Source organism: Thermodesulfovibrionales bacterium (assembly GCA_035622735.1).
Lineage (GTDB): Bacteria > Nitrospirota > Thermodesulfovibrionia > Thermodesulfovibrionales > UBA9159 > DASPUT01.
This window is the reverse complement of record DASPUT010000077.1, coordinates 62,578-86,504: the sequence shown is the minus strand read 5'-3', so window position 1 is coordinate 86,504 and position 23,927 is coordinate 62,578. Positions and strand designations below refer to the sequence as shown.

Sequence of the window (23,927 nt, the reverse complement as noted above, 5' to 3'; positions counted from 1 at the left end):
AGGGAGATAGCCCTCTTCGAGAGTCTCGGCATCTGCTTCGGGAGGAAGCCGCAGAAGTACGAATACGAACTCCTCGAAAAGAAGGGGTCGATAGAGAGGCACCTCTAATTGGACGGCGCACATCAGAGGAGAGAGGCAGTGCTGTTACATCCTGCCTTTTTATTTCATTCGAACAGTTTCTTCAATCCCGAAGGACGGAAGTGGGGCGAGGGAACATCAAAGGAGTCTAAGTTCCTCGGCATACCTTCTGAAGAGGTCTAGACCTCTCTTGTGCTCGGCATCGAGGTCATAGGATATCCTCTCCCAATAGGAGACGAGTCCCTCTTCGGAGAGGATGCCGAGAAGCGGAGATTCTGACGCTATCGTTTTCAGATCCTTGAATGCCCTGACTTTCGCTGCGTCGAGGTCTTCCCTGAACCGTTCAAGGCGTGAGGTTTCGGTCATGGAGTCTTTTCGCGCAATCCATAGTGCAAAGACGGCGGGGAGCCCGGTGTTGCGATACCAGATCTCTCCGAGGTCATAGATGTGGAGCCCAGGCCACCGATTCGCTTCCCGCAATGCGTCGTCTCCGATGAGGAGGTACGCCGGGTATGATTCCAGACCCTGGGGGAGGGGTTCACTCGTGAGTTTCAGGGGGCAGGCGCATCCGTAGAATTTCCTGAGGATGACATGGAGGAGCGCAACGGAAGTCTCCGACTGGGATGAGGCGAGAACCGTGGAACCGTCAAGCTTCTCGATCGGTTTTCGGCTGAAGAAGAGAATGCTCCCGACCGGCCCGAAGGAGCTTATGGAATGACCCTCCAAAAAGGTGTAGGCATCTCCGTGCCTCAGGTATTCGATCGAAGATGACGGGCTGACATCGATCCCACCTTCTCTTAGGAGTCTGTTGACAACGGACGGGACACCATCGGTGAACTCATAACCCCGGGGTCCCGAAATCTTCTCAAGCGCGTAAAAGATCGGAAAGAGATTTGCGTAGGGAATCCGTCCTATCTTTAGATGGCCTTGGGCCAAAAATTTCTCCTCCTGACTCATTTTCTCTTTTCCATTTTGAATTTCGAAGGACGTGAAGACCACGAACTCCGGCCTAACCGGCAGCGATAGTGAAGCTATGTCTCGTTCTTATTCTGTCGCTTTGGAGTCTGCTCTTTATCTTCTCTCGCCTGACCGGCATCGTTGCGAGGGGTAAGAACTCTCTTCGCTCCGACAAAATTATTTCTGAAGGGCTCGTCGGAAAGACTGCTCACCGCGACGCCTTTCTTCCCCCTACTGGAATGGATGAAGTTTCCGTCACCGGCGTAGATGCCGACATGGTCTATCCTGTTCGCCTTTCCGGACTTGAAGAAGACCAGATCTCCGGCCTGAAGCTCTTCAGGCAGCACATCGAGGCCTTCTTCCGCCTGCAGATAGGAATCCCTCTTCAGATAAATGCCGTTCAACCGAAACGCGGTATAGACAAATCCAGAACAATCCATGCCGCCCTTCGTGATCCCTCCCCATTTGTAACCGGAACCATAAAACTTCGAAGCCTGCAATATGTCTTTGGCCGTAACCTCTTTCGCGAGGCCCTCACTTTCTACCCACGCCGCTTCGATAGGAAGGTATCCCGTGGTACCATCCGGGAGGGCGACCACTTCATATCGCCTGTTGTCCCTGGTGAGGAGGGGAAGCCTTGTGCCAGCGTAAACATTTATATACGAGCCATCCCTGAAGGTGATTCGTGTCATTGCGTTCCTCACCTGAACGATGCTCTTGCCTTTAAAGAGAGAAGTGTCAGGCGGTGACGAGATATTCGCCTTCCTGATCCATCCACGGTAGTCTTTCTGGGATGGGATGTAGCCATAGGCCCAGTCCTTATCCTCCCTGATCACCTTGAACTCATCGCCGAGGAGTACTTCAGTTACGCGTTCAGATTCCTGTGAATTTGTGGAGAAGACTTCCGAACTCGGCACATTTACAATTGCCAATCTTTCTCTATCGATGACTGTCTTGCTGGAGCTGACGCTCTTCTCGACTTTCTTCTTCGCCTGTTTCGCGGTGCGAGACGGCGCACCCGCGTATGCAGAGGAGGAACAGAAAAGAAATACTCCCAGGCAGAGAACAATGAGAGTCGTCTTTCCGGCAATCTTTCCGATCATGGCATCCTTTCGCCTCGGCCTATGAGAAGCAGGTCAGCCATCTCGACCCCCTCTTGGAGGGCGACAGACGAAGGTGTCTTCTTCAACCCTTCTACGTAGACTTCCCTTGCCTTCTGGAACATGCCGAGAAAAAGATAGACTCTCGCGAGCCTCTCGTACGCGAGGACCGTCTGGGGCCCAAATAGAATGGCCTTCTCGTACAGTTCGATCGCTTTTGAGAGTTCTTTCTTGTCTTCGTATATCTTCCCGAGCATGGTAGAGGCCTTTACCGCGTCCGGGTTCATCTCAACGTACTTGAGCAGTCGCTCCTCAGCCGTCGCAAAGTCTCCTGCTATGAAGGCCTTTTCTCCCTCCGTGTAGAGGCTCATCGGTATGACCTGAACAATGGCATACCGGTTCGGTTCCATCGTGATGACGCCGCTTGTCTCTCCCTCCCGGAGATTTGACAGGGCTTCCTGTATGGATGCGTGAACGGAGTTCAGGGCGACTTCCCCGAGGTAGCCGTACGTCGCCCTCGTCGTGTCGTCCACAGACCGCTCCTTCGCGAGCAGGGCGAAAGACGCACCGTTCCTTATCTGCGACAGGATGTCCTGAGCATCCGATTCCCTGCCGGTGAGGATGATCCTCAGGTGCATTCTCTTATCCTCTGTACTCTTTGCGGTCTCAGTCTTTGACTTCACGCTTATCGGTACTTCGCCTTTCCGCGTCTCTTCCTTCGGCACTTCCGCCTTCAGAGGTTCACTCTTTATCACACCGCTCTCCAGACCCGTATTTTCGCTCGGTCGACTCTTGATGGTTTCCTTCGTGGAGGGAACGCTTGCCACAGGTGAAAGCCGAGTCTTTGTCTTCTCCATGCCCCTCTTCAGTGTTTTCGAGTCCGGCACGTGGCGGAGGCCTTCATCGTAAAGGTCTCTCGCCTGCTCTAATTGCCCGGTGCGAAGGTACAATGCGGCCAACCGCTCATAGGCCTCTTCAGATACGGGATCGAAGCGCAGGGCGTCTTTGTAATACTCCTCAGCCCTCTTCGCCTCATTTCCGGCCTCATAGATCTGTCCGAGAATGACACGCGCCTTTACCGCGTCAGGATTGAGTTCGACATGTTTTAGAAGATTCATCTCCGCTGTCTTAACGTCTCCCGATCTGAATGCCTTGGCCCCTTTTCTATAATATGCAAGATCCACCACAAGGAGGAGCGCGTGTCTATTGTCTCCAAGGGGAATGACTTCGCTGACCTCACCCTCTCCCATCCTGAAGGCAGCTTCCTTCAAAGGTTTATCGAGACTCTCAAACGCGGTCTCTTCGATCTCCCCGTATCTCTCCCTGCTTCCTTTATCAAGAGACGATTCCTTTGCCAGAGAAGCGAATGATTTGCCCCCATGTATTTCGGAAAGAAGCTTTTCCGCATCTGCCCGCTCGCTCACCACAATGATTCTGACAAGCGGCTTTCTTGCCGCATGGAGGGGCGACGCGAAAAAGGCGAGAGAGAGAAGAGGAAAAGCGCAATATGCAAACAACTCGCGTCGATGGATGTGCAATGTCCTTTTCATCGGTTCCGTCCCGGAGGAGAAAGAGAAATCCCGGCTTTCCTGCGTGACCGGTATTTTCTCCTGACTCCTATCAACAATTCAGGGTCTCAAGAATCGACTTCGCTCGAGATGCCTCTCAGCATAAGCTCTTCGTCATTCTTTCCAGAGCTCACGATTCTTTTGTGGCTATTTTACCCGATTCCAAACGATTATTTCCAGAGAAAAAATGAGATTTTACCAGAGAAAAAAGAGAAAAGGGACGTGAAGCGATGGGGGATGACCGGGCCGGAATATCCCGGGAAGTGGCTCGGAAATGTCGCAGATATCGGTTTTGCGAAAAATCGCATCATTGTTTCATGATAAGTAAGAGAGGTAAAAAGAGATGAAGGCCCTATGGAATCTATCAGTAATCATAATGGTTTTCATCGTTCTACCGGTCATGGCGCATGCTCAGACCTCAGGGGTCCCGCCACTTTCTCAGCCTCTCGTGAGGGAAGGCACGTTGGCGAGCGACCTTGTCGCCGCATTGAATATCGGAACTCCGGCGAGCGAGGCCGAGGCTGAAAGTGCTCTGAGCGACGTCGGAATAGCTCCAAGAAACGGCTGGATTGCGGATTATCCGGTAACGCCGGATATTGTCGGAGAGCTGCAGACTTCCATTAATGAAGCCGCGTCAGGCGGGAGGATATCGATGGATAACAATGCGGCACTGAAAGCGTTTCAGGATATCATGTTCGGGTACAATCTATCCGTAGCTGCGGACGTATCAGGTGCGGGTGGGGGCGAGACATCAGCCCCGAATTATCCTGATTCCGAGTCGGTCAACGACTACTATTACGAGGAGGGTCCTCCGGTCGTGACGTATTATTCCCCGCCGCCTGACTATGCATACCTGTACAGCTGGGTTCCGTATCCATTCTGGTGTTTGGGGTTCTCGTTCACAGGGTTCTTCGTCCTGTCCGATTTTCATGTGAGACGGCACAGGCACGGGCATGATGAATTTATCACTAACCATTTCCACGATTTCAGAACAGGGAGGGTGATACGTATTGATGCTGCGAGCAGAGCTCAAGGCAGGACGTTTTCGTCGTCGACGGCGGGAGGAGCTCAATCAGGCGTCCCGTCCGCAACGGCCAACAGCGGGAGGTCATGCAGTTCATGTCACTATAGCGTGCCTTCTGCCGGCGGCAGGTCATCCGGTTTTTCTGGCAGGGGTCTTTCCGGCGGAGGTGGCAGGGGGTCCTTCGGAAGCCTCTCCGGCGGTTCTCCTGGAGGCGGCTGGAGGCGTTAACCGGCTGTCTCTTTTACATGGCTTAATGCAACCCGCATGAGACGAAGAAGAGCGGATTGCACTCGCCTCGCAAACTGTTACTCAAAGACCGCCCTGATGCGGGTCGGACCTGATCGGCAATTTCGTTATGCTTCCTGGAGAACCTTAATCGCCTTCTTGTCGTCTGCAGTCTTGAATACGCAGGTCGCTGTCTTTCCGGAACTCGTGGTGGAATAGAAATAGTAGATCATGATGCCGGCATTCGCGATGATCCTCGATATCTTCTCGAGCGCCCCGACCTTGTTTGCCGTCTCGACCATGATCACCGACGAATCCTGTATCTCATCGGCGCCGATCTTTTCGAGGGCCTTCTCGGCTTTGATGAGATCGTCGACGATGAGCGTGAACGTTGCCTTACGGCGCATCCCGCTCGCCGAGTAACCCGTTCCGGCAAGGATGTTCACACATTCGGCAGCGACAGCCGCCGCCACCTTCGCGGTCAGTCCCACGCTGTCGACGAAGGTAGCGGTGATCTCTTTCGCCGTCTTAGCGGTAAAGGAACGTGTTGCGGTTTTTTTTGCTGCCGGCACGACCTTCGTTGCCGGCTTCTTCGTAGCCGCCCTTGATTTCTTCGGGGTCGTTTTCCTTGATGCCTTAGCCATGGTTTTTCTTGCCTCCTTTATCTCCGTAAAATGCGATCGTTCTCTTCAGGGATGGCAGGAAATAAATTGACTGAGGATATCCTGCCAGCAAGAAATCATTCTAAGTTTACTATATTGTCTGGTTACAGGACAAGCGTTCTCATGGAAGACCCCTACGGTTCACTAGGGTGTCACGCGTCAACCTCTCAAACTTGATTGGATCGAGACGAAAGCTGTCTTGTATAGCTTTCTTTTCAAATCTTTCTATAATTCGCGTGACGCGTGCTGAGGTGTCGAAATGAGTGTCCCGCATTTCGGAGGCGATTTTCTTTTCGGCTCGAAATGACTTATCCGGATTTGTGGATGAAATATATCTCACATCTTGTGTCACGCAAGAGACAAAACCACTATATTTAGTAATTTTAAAAAATAAAATTTTTTTCATATTTTTTTCTTGACAACGTATTTCCTTTCTTATATAGTTGGTGGTAAATAGTGGTAAAAAGTGGGGGGAGATGCCAGCTTTTTCTGGTAAACATTATTACACCGTTGATGAAAAGGGAAGACTGATCATTCCCGCTCCTTTCAGAGAGATATTCTCCACACATTATAGCTCAAGATTATACATCACCAATGCGGCCTTTGACCGCTGTCTTCATATCTACCCCTACGAAGAATGGAGCAGGCTCGAAGAGAAAGTCAGGGCGCTCCCGAAGATGCTCGAAGATGTGCGGATATTTATGCGCCGCGTTGTTGCCTCGGCTCAGGAATGTTCCCTGGATAAACAGGGAAGGCTCCTGATCCCTGCGGCGCACAGGGAAGACGCGGGGATTAAGGGCGACGTCGTGATTGTCGGACAGATCGAGAAGATAGAGTTGTGGGACAGGAAGGAATGGGAAAGCGTCATTGATCTCAGCAACATCGACAGGAAGACGGTTGAAGAGCGTTTAGCTGCCTACGGTCTTTAGATGACCGTGCACCTTCCCGTAATGGCAAGGGAGGTTGTGGAGATGCTCGATATAAGTCCGGGGGGAACATATATTGATGCTACAGTCGGTCTCGGCGGTCATGCAGAGAGGATGCTCGCGAAGATGAAGGGGGGAAGACTCATCGGTATCGACAGGGACGAAGCGGCTCTGAATGCGGCGCGCGAGAGACTGAAGGACGGTCAGGTCATCCTGAGGCAGGGGAAATTTTCGGATCTCGAAGATCTCCTTTCGGGATTGGGCGTTCACGCCGTGGATGGAGTACTCTTCGACTTCGGTGTCTCGATGATGCAGTTCAAGTCTCCCGGCAGGGGATTCAGTTTTTCCTCGGATGAGCCGCTCGATATGAGGATGGATCGCAGACAGAATCTGACGGCCGGGGACATCGTGAATACCTATTCCGAGAGAGAACTCGAAAGAATCCTGGAAGAGTATGGTGAGGAGCGGTTTGCGAGAAAGATCGCAAAAACGCTCGTGGCGTTACGCGTAAAACAAAGTATTACCACCTGCGTCGAACTTGCTGGTATCGTGAGCACTGTCATCAGGAGGCGTGGGAAGCATCACCCCGCGACGAAGACATTCCAGGCGCTGCGGATCGCGGTGAACGACGAGATCGCCGAGATAGCGAAGGGTCTTGCGGGTGCAATCGGCCTCCTCCGCCCCGGGGGAAGACTCTGCACGATCGCATACCACTCGCTCGAGGACAGGACCGTGAAGAATTTCATGCGCAATGCACAGCATGAAGGGCTCATCAGGATATTGACGAAGAAACCCCTGACTCCCTCGTATGACGAGATACGCTCGAATCCGTCTTCGAGGAGCGCAAAGCTGAGAGGAGCTGAGAAGGTATGATTTATGTGAGACGGAGGAGTATGGTATCATATGTCGTTGCGCCGTTAAGTGTAGCCCTTCTTCTCTGCGGAATCTTCGGCATCGTCTGGCTCAGGTCGAATCTCATATCCCTTGAATACGGCATCAGCGAACTCGAGAAAAAGAGACTGGAGAACCTGAGAGAAACGAAGATGCTCATAGCGGAGAAGTCTGCCCTGCTTTCCCTCCAGAAGGTCGAGAAGACAGCGGCCCTTAATCTCGGTCTTGTCTTTCCGAACAGGACAAAGGTCGTTGCTGTGAAGGTGAAAGATTCTGGGCCGATACGGGCATCTCTCGAGACGGCACAGAAGGGGAATGCGAAAGGCTCATACGAGGCTGACAGTGCAGGCGGGGGGGCGCTCTGAGGGAGAACACGCTGTTTTTTGCGTCGTGGCAACCGGGTAAAGAAAAAGGTGGCGTCGGTTTTCAAGTCAGGGTTTCGCGCTTCGGCGGTGCCCGATGAGGAAGCGCGCTGTCATTTTGAATACGGCGCTCTGTTTCTGTTTTTTTATCGTAATCGTAAGGCTGGCAGATATCATGCTCTTGAATCACGGAAGGTTTTATGAAAAGGCGAAGTTCCAGCAGGAGAAACAGGAAGATGTCAGAGTCAGACGGGGGATCGTCTTCGACAGAAGGGGGAGGGAGATGGCCGTTAACCTCGATCTCGAATCAGTCTACTGCGACCCCTTCGAGATAGATTCCCCTGAGGCGAGCGCCCGCAAAGTTTGTGAGATTATGAACAGGCCGGAGAAGGCGATATTGAGCAAGCTTTCGTCCGAAGGACGGTTTGTCTGGATAGAGAGGAAACTGGACCCCGCAGTTGCGAAGAGGATGAGGGAGTCGAAGATCAAGGGGATCGGTTTTATGCCCGATGCCAAGAGATTCTATCCGAAGGCCGCCCTGGCGGCTCACATCCTCGGCTTTGTCGATATCGACAACAGGGGAATCGAAGGAGTCGAACTGAAATATAATGACCGCCTCAGGGGGAATGGGGGGAAGATTATTTTCGCGAGGGACGCCAGCGGAAGGACACTGTCCCAGGGCGTCGAGATGGAATCCAAGGGGAACAATCTCGTCCTTACCATCGATGAAGGTCTACAGTACATGGTTGAATCTGAACTCGAAGCGGCGGTTAAACAGTGGCATGCGGTTGCCGCTACCGCGATCATGATGGACCCCTTCAACGGCGAGATACTCGCCCTCGCAAACCTTCCTTCCTTTGATCCCAACAAGACTGCCGAGAGCAGGAATTTCGAACGGAGGAACAGGGCGATCACCGACTGTTATGAACCTGGTTCCACCTTCAAGATCATCGTCGGTACCGCGGCCATCGAGGAAAAGGCGGTAACCCTTGATTCGCCCTTCGACTGCAGCAGGGGCTCTGTCGAAGTGGGAGGGAGGACGATACACGACGCGCACAGACACGGTTTTCTCACCTTCAGAGAGGTGATCCAGAAGTCTTCCAATGTCGGCTCTGTGATGATCGGCATGAGGCTCGGGAAGGAAAAGGTATATCAATACGCCAAGGCCTTCGGCTTCGGCGAAAAGACGGGGATCGACCTGCCGGGCGAGGTCTCTGGCTGGATTCGGCCGCCGGAACGGTGGTCCGGTGTCTCACTCGGCTCTATCTCGATCGGACAGGAAGTGGCAGTCACCCCTCTGCAGGTCCTGAGGGCCTACGCAGCGATAGGAAATGGGGGCCTCCTCGTGAGACCCCATGTGGTGTCGAGGATTCTGAATCCTGAAGGCAAGCCTCTCTGGTCTTTTCAGTCTGATGCAAAGAGGGCTATCTCCGCTCAGACGGCGGGTACGTTCAAGGAGATCCTCAAGACCGTTACCGAGGAGGGCGGAACCGCGAAGAGCGCCGCCGTGGAGGGAAACTATGTGGCCGGGAAGACCGGGACTGCCCAGATCATAGACCCTCATACGAAGAAGTATTCGCGGGAAAAGTATGTGAGCTCATTTGTGGGCTTTGTGCCCGCAGACAATCCCCGGATGGCGATGATCATCGTAATCTACGAGCCGAAGGGGCAGATATACGGAGGTGTTGTCGCAGCTCCGGTCTTTAAGAAGATTGCGGAGAGTGCGCTCTCTTATCTCAATGTCCCGAGGGAAGATACCCGGGCAAACACCCTGATGGTCGCGCGATGAAACTGTCCGATATTCTTTGTGATTGTGATTATGAGCTCGCTGCCGGAAGCGGATCGGTAACGGCCGGTTCACCTTCATCCGGCGGCGGGAGGCTTCCCGATGTCGAGATAGGGGAAATTGCATACGATTCGCGGAAGGTGTCAGGAGGTGCCCTGTTTGTCGCTGTCAGGGGCGACCGTTTCGACGGCCGGAACTTTATCTCCGACGCGATCGCAAAAGGTGCGGTTGCGGTAGTGCATGAAAAGACAGGTCTATTGACGGATCCTCCGGCACCCACCTCTTTTCAAGGAGCGAACGGGAGTTCGCCCGTTTTCATCCGAGTAGACGACAGCAGGAAGGCCCTCGCCTGCGTCTCGAACAACTTCTTTGAGAGGCCTTCGGAGGAGGTGCCGGTCATCGGCGTGACCGGCACGAACGGAAAGACGACGACGACCTATCTCATCAAGGCGATACTCGAGGCGTGGGATAAAGCCACGGGGCTGATCGGCACGATACGGTACCTCGTAAAAGAGGCCGAATGTGCCGCTCCCCACACGACGCCGGAGTCTCTCGAATTTCAGGGGCTTCTCCGGAAGATGGTTTCAGCGGGATGCGCCTACGTCATAACCGAGGTCTCTTCCCATTCCCTCTCGCAGCAGAGGGTCGACTATACGAGGTTCCAGAGCGCGGTCTTCACGAACCTCACGAGGGATCATCTCGATTTTCACGGGACGATGGAGCGGTATTATGACGCGAAGAAGAGGTTGTTTACCGAACTCCTCCCCGAGAGCGGGACCGCCGTCATTAACCTGGATGATCCGTGGGGGAAAAGGCTCCTGAGTGAGATAAAGAGAACTGCGGTCACGTATGGCGTGATCCCGGAAGCGGACATCACCGCAGAAGAGGTGGAGTACACCTTCTCAGGGGTCTCCTTTCTCTTGAGGCAGAGGGGGGCGGGAAGTGTGCGGATAGACTCACCGATGATCGGCTCGGCGAATCTATACAACATCCTCGCCGCAGCCGCAGCCGCCATGGCCTTGGGTGTGCCGATGGAAGTTATCGGGAAGGGCCTGAGGACCGTTCCTCCTGTTGAGGGAAGGCTTGAGAAGGTCGATGAAGGCCAGGGTTTCCTCTGCATCGTCGATTATGCTCACACTCCGGACGCCCTCGAACAGCTCATCTCCGCAGTCAGGGAGATCATCGCTGGGGAAGGCGATGTCAGTATCATCACCGTCTTCGGCTGCGGGGGGGACCGGGACAGGGGGAAGAGGCCGGTCATGGGCGAGATAGCGACGAGACTCAGCGACCATGTATTCATAACCTCGGACAACCCGAGAAACGAAGACCCCATCGGGATTATCAAAGAGATCGAATCGGGCATAGAGAAGGCCAATTACCGTGTGGTCCCTGAAAGGGCTGAGGCGATAGCACTGGCGGTCGAGAAGGCGGGTGACGGAGACATCCTCATTATCGCGGGGAAGGGGCACGAGAATTATCAGGAAGTGGGAGAGAGGAGATACCCGTTCAGTGACCGGGAAGTTGCGCAAGAGGCGATAAGGAGGAAGAAGCAGAAAATAGTCGGCAACACATGAGGGAATAGCAAGAGCATTTTTTCTCTGTAAAGGAGTATGGGGACAGTGACGGTCAGCGATATCATTAAGGCAACAGGGGGGAAGATCATTTATGGTAATCCCGACGCCGTCTTTACCGGTATCTCGATAGATTCAAGGACCATCGGGAAGACCGAACTCTTCGTCCCTCTGAAGGGCAGGAACTTCGACGGACATAAGTTTCTCATAGATGCCCTCAGGAGAGGGGGAGGAGCTCTCGTGAGCATCCCGCCGGCGGAACCGGTGAAGGGAATGACGATGGTCTTCGTGAAGAACACGCTCAAGGCGCTTCAGGACATTGCACACTATGAAAGGATGAAGAGGGCGATCACGGTCGTCGGCATCACCGGTACGAACGGCAAGACGACGACCAAAGAGTTGACCGCCTCGATACTCGGGATGAGCCACAGGGTCCTGAAGACTTCGGGAAACCTCAATAATCAGATCGGGCTGCCCCTGGGCCTTGTGCGTATCGCGGATGACGATGAGTTTGCGGTTCTCGAGATGGGAGCGAGCATGAGGGGAGACATTCGGGAACTCTGCGGGATTGCGGTTCCTGATCTCGGCGTCATAACGAATGTCGGACTGGGGCATATTGAGGGCTTCGGAAGCCTTGAGGCGGTGCGGAGCACGAAGCTCGAACTCCTCGAAACGGTAAAGACGATCGCACTGAACGCGGATGACGCGTTCCTCATGGAGGGTATCCATAACAAGTCGGTGCATCGGGACGGACTCGCAATCGTTACGTTCGGAATAGCGAGCAGGGCCGATGTATCGGCGCAGGATATCGTCCTCGGAGAGCGGCATTCCGTCTTTACCCTCTCTGTTCACGGGAAACGGCTCACGGAAGTGAGGCTCAACGTGCCAGGGAAATTCAATATATACAATGCCCTTGCTGCCGCATCGCTCTGTTCCGCAACAAGGATAAAACCGGCGGAAATAAAGGAAGGGATAGAGTCTTTCATCGGTGTTCCTATGAGACTTGAGCTCAAGGAGTTTATGGGAGCAACGATAATCAGTGATGTATACAACGCAAACCCCCTCTCTATGGAGGAGGCGGTCAAGGAACTCGTGCGGTTGAGGAGAAGCCGGGCGATAGCGGTTCTCGGGGATATGCTCGAACTCGGTTCCTATGCCGAAGAGGCACACCGGAAGCTCGGGAGGTGGATGGCCGGCATCCCCGTGGATGTCCTCATTGCCGCGGGTCCGCTCATGGAAAAGGCAGCGGAAGAGTTTTCCGCGGGCCGTGGTAAGTCGATAACTGTCTCGGACTCTTCCGGAGCCGGGGACGTCCTCAGGGAGATATGCAGGGAGGGGGACACCGTCCTCGTGAAAGGCTCCCGGGGAATGCAAATGGAACTGGTCCTCGAGGGACATCACGGAAGATCACCGGTTTCCGCGCAGGAGGCAGGGAATGCTCTTTAGTCTCTTCTACAGCCTCCATGAATGGTTCTCTCCGCTGAACGTTTTCCGGTACATCACCTTCAGGTCAGCGGTGTCGATAATAACGGCGATGCTCTTCATCTTTATCCTCGGCCCGCGCGTCATAGAGAAGCTCAGGGGGCTGAGCGTTACCCAGCAGATCAGGGACGACGGACCCGAGACTCATCAAGGGAAATCTGGTACGCCGACAATGGGAGGAGTTCTTATTATAGCATCTATCGTTTTTACGGTGCTCTTATGGGGCGACCTGAAAAACGGCTATATATGGGTTATGATCCTCTCCCTCACCGGGTTCGGGGCGATAGGACTTGTTGACGACTACCTCAAAGTCGTGAGGGGGAACGCGAAGGGGTTACGGGCGTGGCATAAGTTCGGCTCTCAGTTGCTCCTTGCAGTATGCATAGGCCTCTTCCTCTACATGAACCCGAAAGACCCCTACACCGATGTCCTGAGCATCCCCTTTTTCAAGAGATGGCTCTTTGATCTGGGGTGGTTCTACATACCCTTTTCGGTCATGGTCATGATCGGTTCTTCCAATGCGGTGAATCTGACCGACGGCATCGACGGCCTTGCGATAGGCCTCGTCGGCATCGCCGTCCTTGCCAACGGCGCCCTTGTGTACATCTCGGGGAATAAGAACCTTGCACAGTATCTTCAGGTCCTCTTCCTGCCCGGTACGGGAGAACTGACGGTATTCTGCGGAGCGATCCTGGGGGCGTCTCTCGGATTCCTCTGGTACAACTCTTATCCGGCGGACGTCTTCATGGGGGATGTCGGCTCCCTCGGTCTCGGCGGCGCATTGGGGACACTGGCGGTGATAACGAAACATGAGATCGTCCTCGCGGTGGTCGGAGGGATCTTTGTCATAGAAACGTTCTCCGTAATCCTTCAGGTTGCGTCATTCAAGCTAACGGGAAAGAGGGTCTTCAAAATGGCGCCTATCCATCATCATTTTGAACTGAAAGGTTGGCCGGAGGCGAAGGTCATCGTCAGGTTCTGGATACTCGGCATCATGCTGGCGCTCTTGAGTCTTACGACCTTGAAAGTGAGGTGAACATGAAACACAGCGATCAGTACCCTATCGGCGGCAGCAGAGAGAAAAAAACCGCAGGGAAAGGCATCCTCCTGCTTTGCTTTGCCGTCTGTTTCTTACTGCTTGCCTCAGCGGCTCATGCCGATGACATTCACTCCCGTGCCGCGATAGTCATAGAGGCATCGACGGGAAGGGTGCTCTATGGGAAGAACCCTAACCTCAGGCTCCCTCCGGCGAGCACCACGAAACTCATGACCGCCATGGTGGCTCTCGACAGACTCGATGTCAATGACGTGGTCACGATCAGTGAGAGAGCCGCGAATGTATCTCCCGTTAAGGCGCATTTCAGAGCGGGAGAGAAGGTGACGGTGAGGACCCTTCTCTACGCGGCCCTCCTGAAGTCTGCGAACGACGCAGCTGTCGCCCTGGCCGAGGCCGCCGGAGGCACGGAGGAGAAGTTTGCCGAACTCATGAACCAGAAGGTGCTCGCGCTCGGCATGTCCGATACCAAGTTCATCAACGCCACGGGACTGCCCGGGAACGGGCAGTACAGCACAGTATACGATCTCTCCCGGATGATGAGGAATTCTCTGCGGTATCCCCTCATCAGAGAAATCATCAATACCAAGGCGAGTAGCGTCAGTACCGAAGCAGGCAGGACCATATTTCTGAAGAACATCAATAAGCTCCTCTGGGAAGACGACTCTCTTCTCGGAGGCAAGACGGGATATACGAGGGCGGCGAAACACTGTTTCGTCTGTGCCGGCCTTCAGGACGATGAGACGATCATTGTTGCGGTGATGGGCGCGCCTTCCCGGGAAACGCTCTGGAAGGAATCCGGGTCATTGCTCGCCAGGGGCTTCACCGTTCGGAACAGTCAAGAAGAGCCGTCCGTCTACTTTACTCGGTCCGACTACCGGCCGGCTCTCGAGAGGGCTTCCTACAATCCTGATGCCCCGCAGGCGAAAAAGGCGTCATACAAGAAGGCCGAAAAGAAGAGCGGGAAGAAGGCGAAGGGGAAGAAGAAAACGAAGACGAAACATTATGCGACAGAACAAACGCGCGCGAAGAACGCCGATGTCAGTTGAAGGGGGCGATGGAACTCAAGGGTAAGAGGATACTCGTCGTCGGTCTCGGGAGGAGCGGCGCGGGTGCGGCAAATCTCCTTTCGCTCCTTGGAGCCGACGTGACGGTGACGGATAAGAAGAGAAAGGAACAGCTGGGGGGGGTTCTCGACGGGATTTCTCCCTCTGTCAAGATGTCCCTCGGAGATTACCCGGAGAGTTTGAAAGGTATTGACATGGTTGTGGTGAGTCCCGGCATTCCCCTTACGATCGAGCCTCTCAGGAAGGCGAGGGGGATGGGGATAAAGATAATCGGTGAACTCGAACTCGCTTACGAAGCGGTCAGTGGTCTGCAGCCGAAGGCGGGAGGCGATGTGCCGCAGTTCCTCGCGATAACGGGGACCAATGGAAAATCAACGACGACGACCCTCCTCGACCTGATGCTTGTCAGGGCCGGTTTTCATACGGTGTTCGGAGGAAATATCGGAAATGCGCTGACGGAAGAGATCGTGAAGAGGGCGGGAGGCAACGGACGCCTCACGCGGAACGAACCATTGGAGGCGGATTTTATCGTTGCCGAGGTATCGAGTTTTCAGCTCGAATCGATTGAGCGGTTTAAACCGAAGGGTGCCGCCATCCTTAATATTACGCCTGATCATCTGGACCGGTACCGCTCCTCGGACGAGTATGGCGAGGCGAAGGCGAGGATTTTTCTGAACCAGGAGAGGGATGACTTCCTTGTGCTGAATGCCGATGACGAAGAGACGATGAGAATCTACCGTGAGACATCGGATAGAAAGAGACCGAACATCCCGGAGGTCTATTTCTTCAGCCGGAAGAGGGAAGTCCGGGGCGTCTACTCTGACGGGGAAAGAATCATCTGTAATCTCCCCGAAGGGCAACGGGGAGCATTACGCGCTGAGTTCATCGGGACTGAAGAGGTAAGGATAAAAGGGGTTCACAACCTGGAGAATGCCATGGCCGCATCGGCCATGGCTCTCCTTGCAGGTGTCCAACCGGGAGCCCTCGTGGAAGTACTGCGGGAATTCCCGGGCCTCGAACACAGGATGGAGTTTGTCCGTGAACTTGACGGCGTTCAGTATATCAATGATTCGAAGGGGACGAATGTCGGTGCCGTCGTGAGATCGATCGAAGGGTTCAGAGAGCCGATCGTCCTCATAGCAGGCGGAAGGGACAAGGCCGGTGATTTCGGACCTTTGAGATCCCTCATCAGGGAAAGGGTCAAGACCCTGGTGCTCATCGGTGAAGCATCAGGGACGATGAAGACGGCTCTCGGCGACCTCACGAAGACGGTCCTCGCGGGAGACTTCACGGAGGCGGTCCTTCTTGCGAGGCAGAACGCCCGGCGGGGAGACATCGTCCTGCTCTCTCCCGCCTGCGCGAGTTTCGATATGTTCAGGGATTTCGAGCACAGGGGTAAAGAATTCAAGAGGATCGTTATGGGGCTGTCATGAATACTTTCAACGAGAGACAGTATGACAGATGGCTTTTGTTCGCCACCCTCCTGCTCGTAGGGTTCGGAGCGCTCATGGTCTATAGCTCGACATCCGTTGTGACTCCCGTCTTCGCCAGGAGGAATATAACCCAGTTCTATTATTTCAGACGTCATCTCTTTACGATCCTCATAGGGCTTTCTTTCCTCTACCTCTCATCGAAAATCGGCGCAGATACCCTGAAGAAGATGGCTGTGCCCCTCCTCATCTTCTCCTTGGTCCTCCTCGTTCTCGTCTTCGTCCCTAAAATAGGCATTACCGCGGGCGGCGCACGGAGATGGATACGCCTCTGGCCCTCGACCTTCCAGCCGTCGGAGCTGGTGAAACTCGCGATGGTCATCTTCCTCGCCCGGTATATGTCGCAGCCGACATATAGGACCGACAGCGTCCTTTCCTTCATCATCCCGATCGCCGTCATGGGAGTCTTTCAGGTGGTATTCTTGAAACAGCCTGATTTCGGCGCCGCCATGAGTCTCGGACTCATCACGGTCATCCTCCTCGTACTCTCTGGAATGAGACTGAAGTATGTGATGTCCCTCGCGCTCCTGATCATCCCTGTTTCCCTGAAACTCGTGATGGAACCGTACCGCTTCAGGCGGATACTCTCCTTTCTCAATCCATGGGACGACTCTCTGGGCGGAGGGTTCCAGTTGATACAGTCCTTCATCGCTCTCGGAAGCGGGGGCTTCTCGGGCGTCGGCCTCGGAGAGAGCAAACAGAAACTATCCTTCCTTCCGGAGTCTCATACGGATTTCATCTTCTCCCTCGTCGGAGAGGAGCTCGGCTTCATCGGTGCCGCTGCCCTCGTCTGCTTCTTTCTCTTCCAGTTCATACGAGGCATGCAGATCGCGAACAGGGCGAAGGATGATCCCTTTTCCTACTATCTCGCATCGGGTCTTTCGATGATGATAGCGCTTCAGGCCCTGATAAATTTCGCCGTGGCCACCGGCCTCGCCCCGACGAAGGGGCTCCCGCTGCCTTTCGTGAGTTACGGCGGTTCGGCCCTCCTCGTCAACCTTGTGGCGATCGGGATCCTCCTCAATGTATCGAAGGGGAAGCGGGAGAGAAAGAGTGTTGACAGAACCGAGGGAATCATCAGAAGAAAGAAGGCATTCATGTCTGTTTACGGACGTAAGCGGGCCGTCACGGAAGGAGTGGCGTCAGCGGATCAGGCCAGGAGGGTGGCCGGATGAAAGTAGTCATTGCAGGCGGCGGCACGGGCGGTCATCTCTTCCCCGGCATCGCCATAGCAGAAGAGATCAAGAGAAGGGACAGGTCTGCCGAAGTGATCTTTATCGGGACGGAGCACGGCATCGAGGCCTCCATAATACCGAAGGCCGGATACCAGGTAAAGTATCTCAGGGCGGAGGGCATTGTAGGGAAGTCGCCCCTGAAGAAGATCAGGGGCATGGCGAGAATGGTTCTCTCGCTTTACGACTCCTATACCCTGCTGCGGGAATTGCGGCCTGATGCTGTCATCGGGGTGGGCGGCTACGCTTCCTTCGGTCCTGTCCTCATCGGGAAGCTCCTGTCTATGCAGACACTCATAACCGAGCAGAATTCCGTCCCGGGCCTTGCGAATAAGGTGCTCGGGAGGATTGCCGATGCTGTCTGCGTAACCTATCATGAGAGCATTTCCTTCTTCCCGAAGAGCAAGACTTTCATAACGGGCAACCCCATCAGAACGGGGATCCTTTCGGGCAACAGGGAAGCTGCTTACGGCCTCTTCGGCCTCGAGAAGAGGAAATTCACGATCTTCATCTTCGGCGGAAGCTCCGGTGCGAGGGCCATCAATAATGCGGTTAGCGGTGCCTTTACATTCATTACCGATCTGAAGGACGCCGTTCAATTCCTTCATCAGACCGGGAAGAAGGACTACGAGGTCATCCGCGAGACGTACCGGAAATGGGGGTTCAGCGGGACCGTGACCGCCTTCGTCCATCAAATGGCCGAGGCCTATGCCGTGGCGGACCTCGTGATATCGAGGGCGGGCGCTACGACCCTTGCCGAACTGACAGCGGTCGGAAAGCCGGCGATCCTCATACCGTACCCGCATGCAGCAGGACATCATCAGGAGTTGAACGCCCAGAGGCTTTCCGAGATGGGGGCCGTCCGGGTGATCCTTGATCAGGATCTCGACGGCGAGACCCTCGCAAAAAATATACGGGATCTTTACCGCGACGCGGAGATGAGGTCAGAGATGCAGAGGTCGAGCAAGACCCTTGGAAAGCCGGACGCGGGGCAGAAGGTCGTGGACATCCTCCTGAGCCTGCTCAAGATGTCTGCCCTCGTCGGACAACAACCGGCGTACAGGGCTGCGGGCAGCAGGCTGGAGGCGGGAGGCGGGTCGAAACATGTTTGAGCGCTACCGGACGATTCACTTTGTGGGCATTGGCGGAATCGGCATGAGCGGGATCGCCGAGGTCCTCCATAATCTCGGATATGAGATCACGGGTTCCGATCTGAAGGAGACCGAGACGATCGTCAGACTCAGAGTTCTCGGGATGAAGGTCTCTATCGGACACCGTCGCGAAAACATCGACGATGCCCATGTTGTCGTTGTCTCTTCCGCCGTCTCAGCTCAGAACCCCGAGGTGATGGCAGCGAAGGAGAGGTCAATACCGGTCATCCCGAGGGCCGAGATGCTCGCTGAACTCGGAAGGTTGAAATACGGGATCCTCGTTGCCGGTGCACACGGCAAGACGACGACCACGTCACTTCTCGCGACCATACTCGCTCACGGCGGCATCGATCCGACAGTCGTGATAGGCGGCAAGCTGAGGTCCACGGGGAGCAACGCGAGGCTCGGACAGGGAGATTTCATCGTCGCAGAGGCCGATGAGAGCGATGGGTCTTTTCTGAAACTCTCTCCGACGATCGCGATCGTAACGAACATCGACAGGGAGCATATGGATTTCTTCAATGATATGGATTCCCTGAAGGATGCCTTCGTTTCCTTCATCAATAAAGTTCCTTTTTACGGACTCTCGATACTCTGCATCGAAAACCGGTTCGTACGGGAGATACTCCCGAAGATACACCGGAAATATATTACGTACGGATTTTCACGGGATGCCGACATCTCTGCCGATTCGATCGTTCAGGGGTATCTCTCGATCACCTTTGATGTGTATTACAAGGGCAAGAAGCTCGGCAATTTCCTCGTTCCCGTTCCCGGCATCCATAATGTGCTGAATAGCCTCGCAAGCATCGCGGTAGGCGTAGAACTCAAAATGGACATAGAAAAAATCAAGGAGGGACTGAGGAGTTTCAGCGGCATCCAGAGGAGGTTCGAATTTAAGGGCGAGGCGAAGGGCATCAGGGTATTTGACGATTACGGGCACCACCCCGCAGAAATACAGGCGACCCTCCGGGCTGCCAGGGAAGCACTGACCGCTGCGCCACGAGGCGACTTGCCGGGAGAGGGCAGGTTGGTCGTGCTTTTCCAGCCGCACCGGTATACGAGGACGCGGGACCTCTTCGATGAGTTCGCCTCCTCCTTTGGCGATGCCGACGTCCTCTATCTCATGGATATCTATCCGGCAGGGGAAAGGCCTCTCGATGGCGTGAACTCGGAGCGGTTACTCCATGCGATGCATGAGAAGGGGCTGCGGAATGTCACCTATATGCCTGATAGGGAACGCATCGTGAAGAGCCTTGTATCGATGCTCGGGCCGAACGATTTCTTGCTCACCCTCGGAGCCGGCGATGTCTGGAGAGTTGGGGAAGAACTCCTCAAGAAGATGAAGGATGAGGGATGACCGGTTCAGCCGCTATGACGGAGCATAAGAATATTTTAAGAGAGATTATGGAGGCAGATGACTTCAAGGGCGACGTCCTCTTTGATGAACCCATGAAAAACAGGACCACACTCAGAATAGGGGGTCCTGCCGACGCCTTTGCGATTCCCGATGATCCGACCTCCCTGAAATATCTTCTTGCGGGAGCCGCTGCCAGGGGCTTCCCGATTATGCCCGTGGGCGGGGGCAGCAACCTTCTCGTCCGCGATGGAGGCATTGCCGGAATCGTTCTCTCCGTCGGGGCGATGGATCGCATCACGATTATCGAGGAGAAGGACGAAGGGATACGGCTCTTTGTGCAGGCGGGATCACCGCTTCAGAAGCTGGTCCATTTTGCAAAGGAGCAGGGATGCAGGGGGATTGAAGGTCTGGCCGGCATCCCGGGCTCTGTCGGCGGCGCCGTCAAAGGCAATGCCGGCTCCTTTGGATACGCTGCCGCTGATGTCATAGAATCGGTCACCGTGATAAACAGGGAAGGCCGCTTGGTTGTTCTTAAAAGGGAAGAGCTCCGGTTTGGCTACCGGTCGGCCGATATCCCCGATGACGGCATTGTACTCAGTGCAAATGTGAGATTAGAAAAGGACGACCCTTCTGCCGTTGCCGAAAGGATGAAGGGTTTCCTCAGAGAAAAGCGCGAAAAACAGCCTCTCTCCGCGTGGTCTGCCGGTTGCGTATTCAGGAACCCTGAGGGCGCCGCGGCAGGGAAGCTCATTGATGAGGCCCGGTGCAAGGGAATGAAGAGAGGCGGCATAGAGGTGTCTGCCCTTCATGCAAACTTCTTTATTAACAGGGGCGACGGAACTGCGGCTGATTTTCTTGCGCTCATGGAAGATGTAAGGGAGAGGGTTAAGAGGGTGTTCGGTACTGAGCTCGAACTGGAAATGAGGATTGCGGGAAGAACGTGAGCATTCGGATCTCCAGAATGGTCTTCCCGATTCGGTGCCATGGTAACGGATAGGAAGATAGGTGTTCTCATGGGTGGCGCTTCGGCGGAGCGAGAGGTCTCTCTCAAAAGCGGTGCCGCTGTCTTCAATGCCCTGGAACGCAGGGGATATCGGGTTGCAGCTATTGACGTCGGACATGACATCTGTGACGTGTTGAAGCGGGAAGGAATCGAAATAGCGATCCTCGTCCTTCACGGCGGACACGGCGAGAATGGGGCTATCCAAGGCCTCCTCGAGGTTATGGGTATTCCCTATACGGGATCACGGGTCCTCGCCTCAGCCCTTGCCATGGATAAGGAGTCCGCGAAAAAGATATTCCTTTACCATCGGATCCCTGTCCCGCCATTCGTCGTTGTCGGGAACGGTTCCTCTCGGGAGGGGAATGGATCGGAGGTGAACGGCTTCGGAAAAGAGACGGTCCCGTTTACCCTGCCCTGGGTGCTCAAGCCCGCAGCAGAGGGATCAAGCATAGGGGTGAGCATCGTGAGGGAGGAAGCCTCTTTTCTTCCTGCACTCGATCATGCCCTAAAGTTCGGCGGGCGAGTCATCATAGAAAAATATATAGAGGGCAAAGAGGTCCAGGTCGGCATTCTCAACAACACCGTCCTCGGCGCCGTGGAGATCAGGACGAAGCTTGATTTCTATAATTATGAAGCGAAATATACCCCCGGTCTTACAGACTACATACTCCCGCCCGAGATCGATGCCGAAGTTCTCGGGGAGGCGGAGGGCACGGCCCTCGCAGCCCATCGAGCCCTGGGATGTGAAGGCGCTACCAGGGTTGATCTCATCATCGATTCGGACGGGAATCCCTACGTGCTCGAGGTGAACACAATACCGGGAATGACCGAGACGAGCCTTCTTCCGAAGATAGCAAATCGTGCGGGACTCGGTTTCCCGGAGCTCATAGAGGCTATTCTGGGGGAGGCGATAGCCGGGGGAGAGAAGCGGTGAAGGCCATCCACAGGAAGAACGGCCGTACCGCACCAACCCGGAGGTCCTGGGTCAGGAGACATTACCGTGCGCTTCTCGTTCTCTTCCTCCTCGGCTCTGCGGGCGTCGTGCTCGGTGTCGGTCTCTATCGGGTCAGTTCGGGGATATTCGCCGTGAAGGAGGTAGTCTTTTCAGGGAACAGGCATATGTCGGATGCGGAGTTGAGAGCAGCTGCAGGGGTCAAGAAAGGGGACAATCTTCTCATGGTATCTCCCCGGCGCGTTTCCGAGAGGCTGTTGGAGTCTCCCTGGATCCGGACCGTGAGTATCAGAAAGGAACTTCCGGAACGCCTCTTGATAAGGGTTTCGGAGGCGACGCCCTTCGCCATCCTGGATAGAAAGGGTCATTCTTTTCTCATCGACGAAAAGGGCAGGATGCTCGAGAAGATACAGGGCGACGGTGTTCCGTTTCTGCCGATAATAAACGGCGATCCTGCCAAGATGCGTGAAACCTTTGTCGAGGCGCTTAGGCTCGCGGGCGTTCTCAAAGAGAAGAAGATCGCCACGGAACGCAACCGCGTTGAGATCCTCGCAAACGGGAAGGGGCCAGAGGAGCTGGCCGTCGTGATTGACAGCGTGATCATTAAGGTCGGATCCGGGGACTATGAACAGAAGATCGAGAGGTTTTTTTCCCTTGAAGATGAGATAAAGAAGCGGGCGATCACCGTTGATTACGTTGACCTTAGATTCGCCAGCAGAGTTGTCGTCAAGCCGGTGAACGAGGTGGTCAGATGACCGCTTCGCAGAAATCGGGGAGCAAACTCGCCGTCGGTCTCGATGTCGGCACGACGAAGATATGTGCCATAGTCGGGAAAGAGGAGCGGGGGAAGATCACGATCCTGGCGGTAGGCGTTTCCCCATCAGCGGGGCTGAGAAAGGGTGTCGTGGTCGATGCGGATCTGGCCGTGAGTTCGATACAGCGGGCGATACGGGATGCCTCGGAGAAGGCCGGCCGGCCGATACGGTCTGCCTACGTCGGAATCGCCGGAGGACACATCAAGGGCTTCAGCGGGAGCGGCGCCATAGCTATTAAGAACAGAGAGGTGAGGCTGGATGACGTCGAGAGGCTGATGGACGCTGCCGGTGCAGTGTACGTGCCTGTGGAGAGGGACATCCTCCATGTAATACCCGCAGGTTTCAGGCTTGACGGACTGAACGGCATTACGGATCCGATAGGAATGCAGGGGGAACTCCTTGAGGCTAATGTCCATATCGTCACCGGTTCTGTCGCATCGGTCAGGAATCTCATCGCGTGCTGCACGAGGGCGGGGGTCGATGTGCTCGACATCCTCCTCGAACCCCTCGCCTCTGCTGAAGCCGTATTGGGGGAGACCGAGAGGAATAAAGGGACGGTTCTCGTAGATATCGGCGGCGGCACAACGGACATGGCCCTTTACAGGGATGGCGTCTTGCGTCACACGGCGGTGCTCGCGATCGGCGGGGACCACCTTACCAATGATATCGCCGTAGGTCTCGGAGTGACCGCGGGAGAGGCTGAAAAGATAAAGAAGGCATACGGTTGCGCGTCACCGGGAATGGTCGATAGTCATGAAAGCCTGTCTGCCGTCATCGATCTTGGAGGCGGCGAAGCAAAGACCCTGAAGATACCGCTGCGGCACCTTTCGGAAATAATCCGGGCACGGTGCGAAGAATTCCTCGGACTGGTCAGAAAAGAGGTGGTAGGTGTCCCCTTTGCCCTTTCGAAGGCGGCAGTCGTGCTGACGGGAGGCACATCGCTCTTGAGGGGAATCGGGGAGCTTGCCGGTGAGATCTTCGGTACCCCCGTGAAGATCGGCATACCCGAGGGAGTGACGGACGGGGGCCTGGTGCGCAGTCCCATATACGCAACGGGTGTGGGGTTAGTCCGGTACGGTCTCAGCCGGTATTATCATGATCATGCCGATTTTGAAGCTGCCGGGGTTTTTGAACGCATGAGAAAATGGGTTAACGGTTTTTTTAGATAAAT

The 23,927-nt window shown here is 54.9% G+C and carries 21 protein-coding genes; 17 read left to right on the top strand and 4 right to left on the bottom strand.

Annotation, left to right across the window (positions count from 1 at the left end; all coding sequences use genetic code 11):
- Positions 1-216 precede the first annotated feature (216 nt).
- The 3 genes from VEI96_04505 to VEI96_04495 all read right to left on the bottom strand — a co-directional run bounded on the left by VEI96_04505 (position 217) and on the right by VEI96_04495 (position 3,685).
- Complete coding sequence (locus VEI96_04505; GenBank protein ID HXX57239.1) at positions 217-1,014, bottom strand: menaquinone biosynthesis protein; 798 nt, start codon at positions 1,012-1,014, stop codon at positions 217-219.
- Positions 1,015-1,109: 95 nt separating this feature from the next.
- Positions 1,110-2,138 carry a C40 family peptidase gene (locus VEI96_04500; protein HXX57238.1) on the bottom strand — a complete coding sequence of 343 codons (1,029 nt, stop codon included), beginning with the start codon at positions 2,136-2,138 and terminating at the stop codon, positions 1,110-1,112.
- Positions 2,135-3,685 (bottom strand): peptidylprolyl isomerase, encoded by a 1,551-nt coding sequence (locus tag VEI96_04495; GenBank protein ID HXX57237.1) that lies wholly within the window; start codon positions 3,683-3,685, stop codon positions 2,135-2,137. The genes VEI96_04500 and VEI96_04495 overlap by 4 nt, the downstream gene beginning before the upstream one ends.
- A gap of 361 nt (positions 3,686-4,046) precedes the next feature.
- Between VEI96_04495 and VEI96_04490 the strand changes: the two genes are divergently transcribed.
- Positions 4,047-4,955: a hypothetical protein gene (locus VEI96_04490; GenBank protein ID HXX57236.1), complete on the top strand. Its 909-nt coding sequence runs from the start codon at positions 4,047-4,049 to the stop codon at positions 4,953-4,955.
- A 125-nt stretch (positions 4,956-5,080) separates the two neighbouring features.
- Here the strand turns inward: VEI96_04490 and VEI96_04485 are convergent, their stop codons facing one another.
- Positions 5,081-5,596 (bottom strand): hypothetical protein, encoded by a 516-nt coding sequence (locus tag VEI96_04485; GenBank protein HXX57235.1) that lies wholly within the window; start codon positions 5,594-5,596, stop codon positions 5,081-5,083.
- Between the two features lie 494 nt (positions 5,597-6,090).
- Here VEI96_04485 and mraZ point away from each other — a divergent pair, with 494 nt between their 5' ends.
- The 16 genes from mraZ to ftsA all read left to right on the top strand — a co-directional run bounded on the left by mraZ (position 6,091) and on the right by ftsA (position 23,925).
- On the top strand, positions 6,091-6,543 hold the full coding sequence (gene mraZ / locus VEI96_04480; GenBank protein ID HXX57234.1) for a division/cell wall cluster transcriptional repressor MraZ: 453 nt from the start codon (positions 6,091-6,093) through the stop codon (positions 6,541-6,543).
- A complete protein-coding gene (gene rsmH / locus VEI96_04475; GenBank protein HXX57233.1) occupies positions 6,544-7,413 on the top strand; it encodes a 16S rRNA (cytosine(1402)-N(4))-methyltransferase RsmH in 870 nt (289 codons plus the stop codon). It begins immediately after the preceding gene.
- A 20-nt stretch (positions 7,414-7,433) separates the two neighbouring features.
- Positions 7,434-7,796, top strand: a complete 363-nt coding sequence (locus tag VEI96_04470) for a hypothetical protein (GenBank protein ID HXX57232.1) — start codon at positions 7,434-7,436, stop codon at positions 7,794-7,796.
- 94 nt (positions 7,797-7,890) lie between these two features.
- A complete protein-coding gene (locus VEI96_04465; GenBank protein ID HXX57231.1) occupies positions 7,891-9,582 on the top strand; it encodes a penicillin-binding protein 2 in 1,692 nt (563 codons plus the stop codon).
- Positions 9,579-11,153: a UDP-N-acetylmuramoyl-L-alanyl-D-glutamate--2,6-diaminopimelate ligase gene (locus tag VEI96_04460; GenBank protein HXX57230.1), complete on the top strand. Its 1,575-nt coding sequence runs from the start codon at positions 9,579-9,581 to the stop codon at positions 11,151-11,153. Before VEI96_04465 ends, VEI96_04460 begins: the two co-directional genes overlap by 4 nt.
- 45 nt (positions 11,154-11,198) lie before the next feature.
- A complete protein-coding gene (gene murF, locus VEI96_04455) occupies positions 11,199-12,596 on the top strand; it encodes a UDP-N-acetylmuramoyl-tripeptide--D-alanyl-D-alanine ligase (GenBank protein HXX57229.1) in 1,398 nt (465 codons plus the stop codon).
- Entirely contained in the window at positions 12,586-13,668 is a 1,083-nt protein-coding gene (gene mraY / locus VEI96_04450; protein ID HXX57228.1) for a phospho-N-acetylmuramoyl-pentapeptide-transferase, read from the top strand. The genes murF and mraY overlap by 11 nt, the downstream gene beginning before the upstream one ends.
- Positions 13,669-13,670: 2 nt before the next feature.
- Positions 13,671-14,735 carry a D-alanyl-D-alanine carboxypeptidase family protein gene (locus VEI96_04445; GenBank protein ID HXX57227.1) on the top strand — a complete coding sequence of 355 codons (1,065 nt, stop codon included), beginning with the start codon at positions 13,671-13,673 and terminating at the stop codon, positions 14,733-14,735.
- Between the two features lie 8 nt (positions 14,736-14,743).
- A complete protein-coding gene (gene murD, locus VEI96_04440) occupies positions 14,744-16,186 on the top strand; it encodes a UDP-N-acetylmuramoyl-L-alanine--D-glutamate ligase (protein HXX57226.1) in 1,443 nt (480 codons plus the stop codon).
- A complete protein-coding gene (ftsW, locus tag VEI96_04435) occupies positions 16,183-17,418 on the top strand; it encodes a putative lipid II flippase FtsW (protein HXX57225.1) in 1,236 nt (411 codons plus the stop codon). The genes murD and ftsW overlap by 4 nt, the downstream gene beginning before the upstream one ends.
- Complete coding sequence (gene murG / locus VEI96_04430; GenBank protein ID HXX57224.1) at positions 17,415-18,587, top strand: undecaprenyldiphospho-muramoylpentapeptide beta-N-acetylglucosaminyltransferase; 1,173 nt, start codon at positions 17,415-17,417, stop codon at positions 18,585-18,587. The genes ftsW and murG overlap by 4 nt, the downstream gene beginning before the upstream one ends.
- Complete coding sequence (murC, locus tag VEI96_04425) at positions 18,580-19,986, top strand: UDP-N-acetylmuramate--L-alanine ligase (protein HXX57223.1); 1,407 nt, start codon at positions 18,580-18,582, stop codon at positions 19,984-19,986. The genes murG and murC overlap by 8 nt, the downstream gene beginning before the upstream one ends.
- A complete protein-coding gene (murB, locus tag VEI96_04420) occupies positions 19,983-20,930 on the top strand; it encodes a UDP-N-acetylmuramate dehydrogenase (GenBank protein HXX57222.1) in 948 nt (315 codons plus the stop codon). The genes murC and murB overlap by 4 nt, the downstream gene beginning before the upstream one ends.
- A 39-nt stretch (positions 20,931-20,969) precedes the next feature.
- Entirely contained in the window at positions 20,970-21,923 is a 954-nt protein-coding gene (locus VEI96_04415) for a D-alanine--D-alanine ligase (GenBank protein ID HXX57221.1), read from the top strand.
- Positions 21,920-22,696 carry an FtsQ-type POTRA domain-containing protein gene (locus tag VEI96_04410; GenBank protein HXX57220.1) on the top strand — a complete coding sequence of 259 codons (777 nt, stop codon included), beginning with the start codon at positions 21,920-21,922 and terminating at the stop codon, positions 22,694-22,696. Before VEI96_04415 ends, VEI96_04410 begins: the two co-directional genes overlap by 4 nt.
- Positions 22,693-23,925 carry a cell division protein FtsA gene (gene ftsA, locus VEI96_04405; protein ID HXX57219.1) on the top strand — a complete coding sequence of 411 codons (1,233 nt, stop codon included), beginning with the start codon at positions 22,693-22,695 and terminating at the stop codon, positions 23,923-23,925. The genes VEI96_04410 and ftsA overlap by 4 nt, the downstream gene beginning before the upstream one ends.
- Positions 23,926-23,927 lie beyond the last annotated feature (2 nt).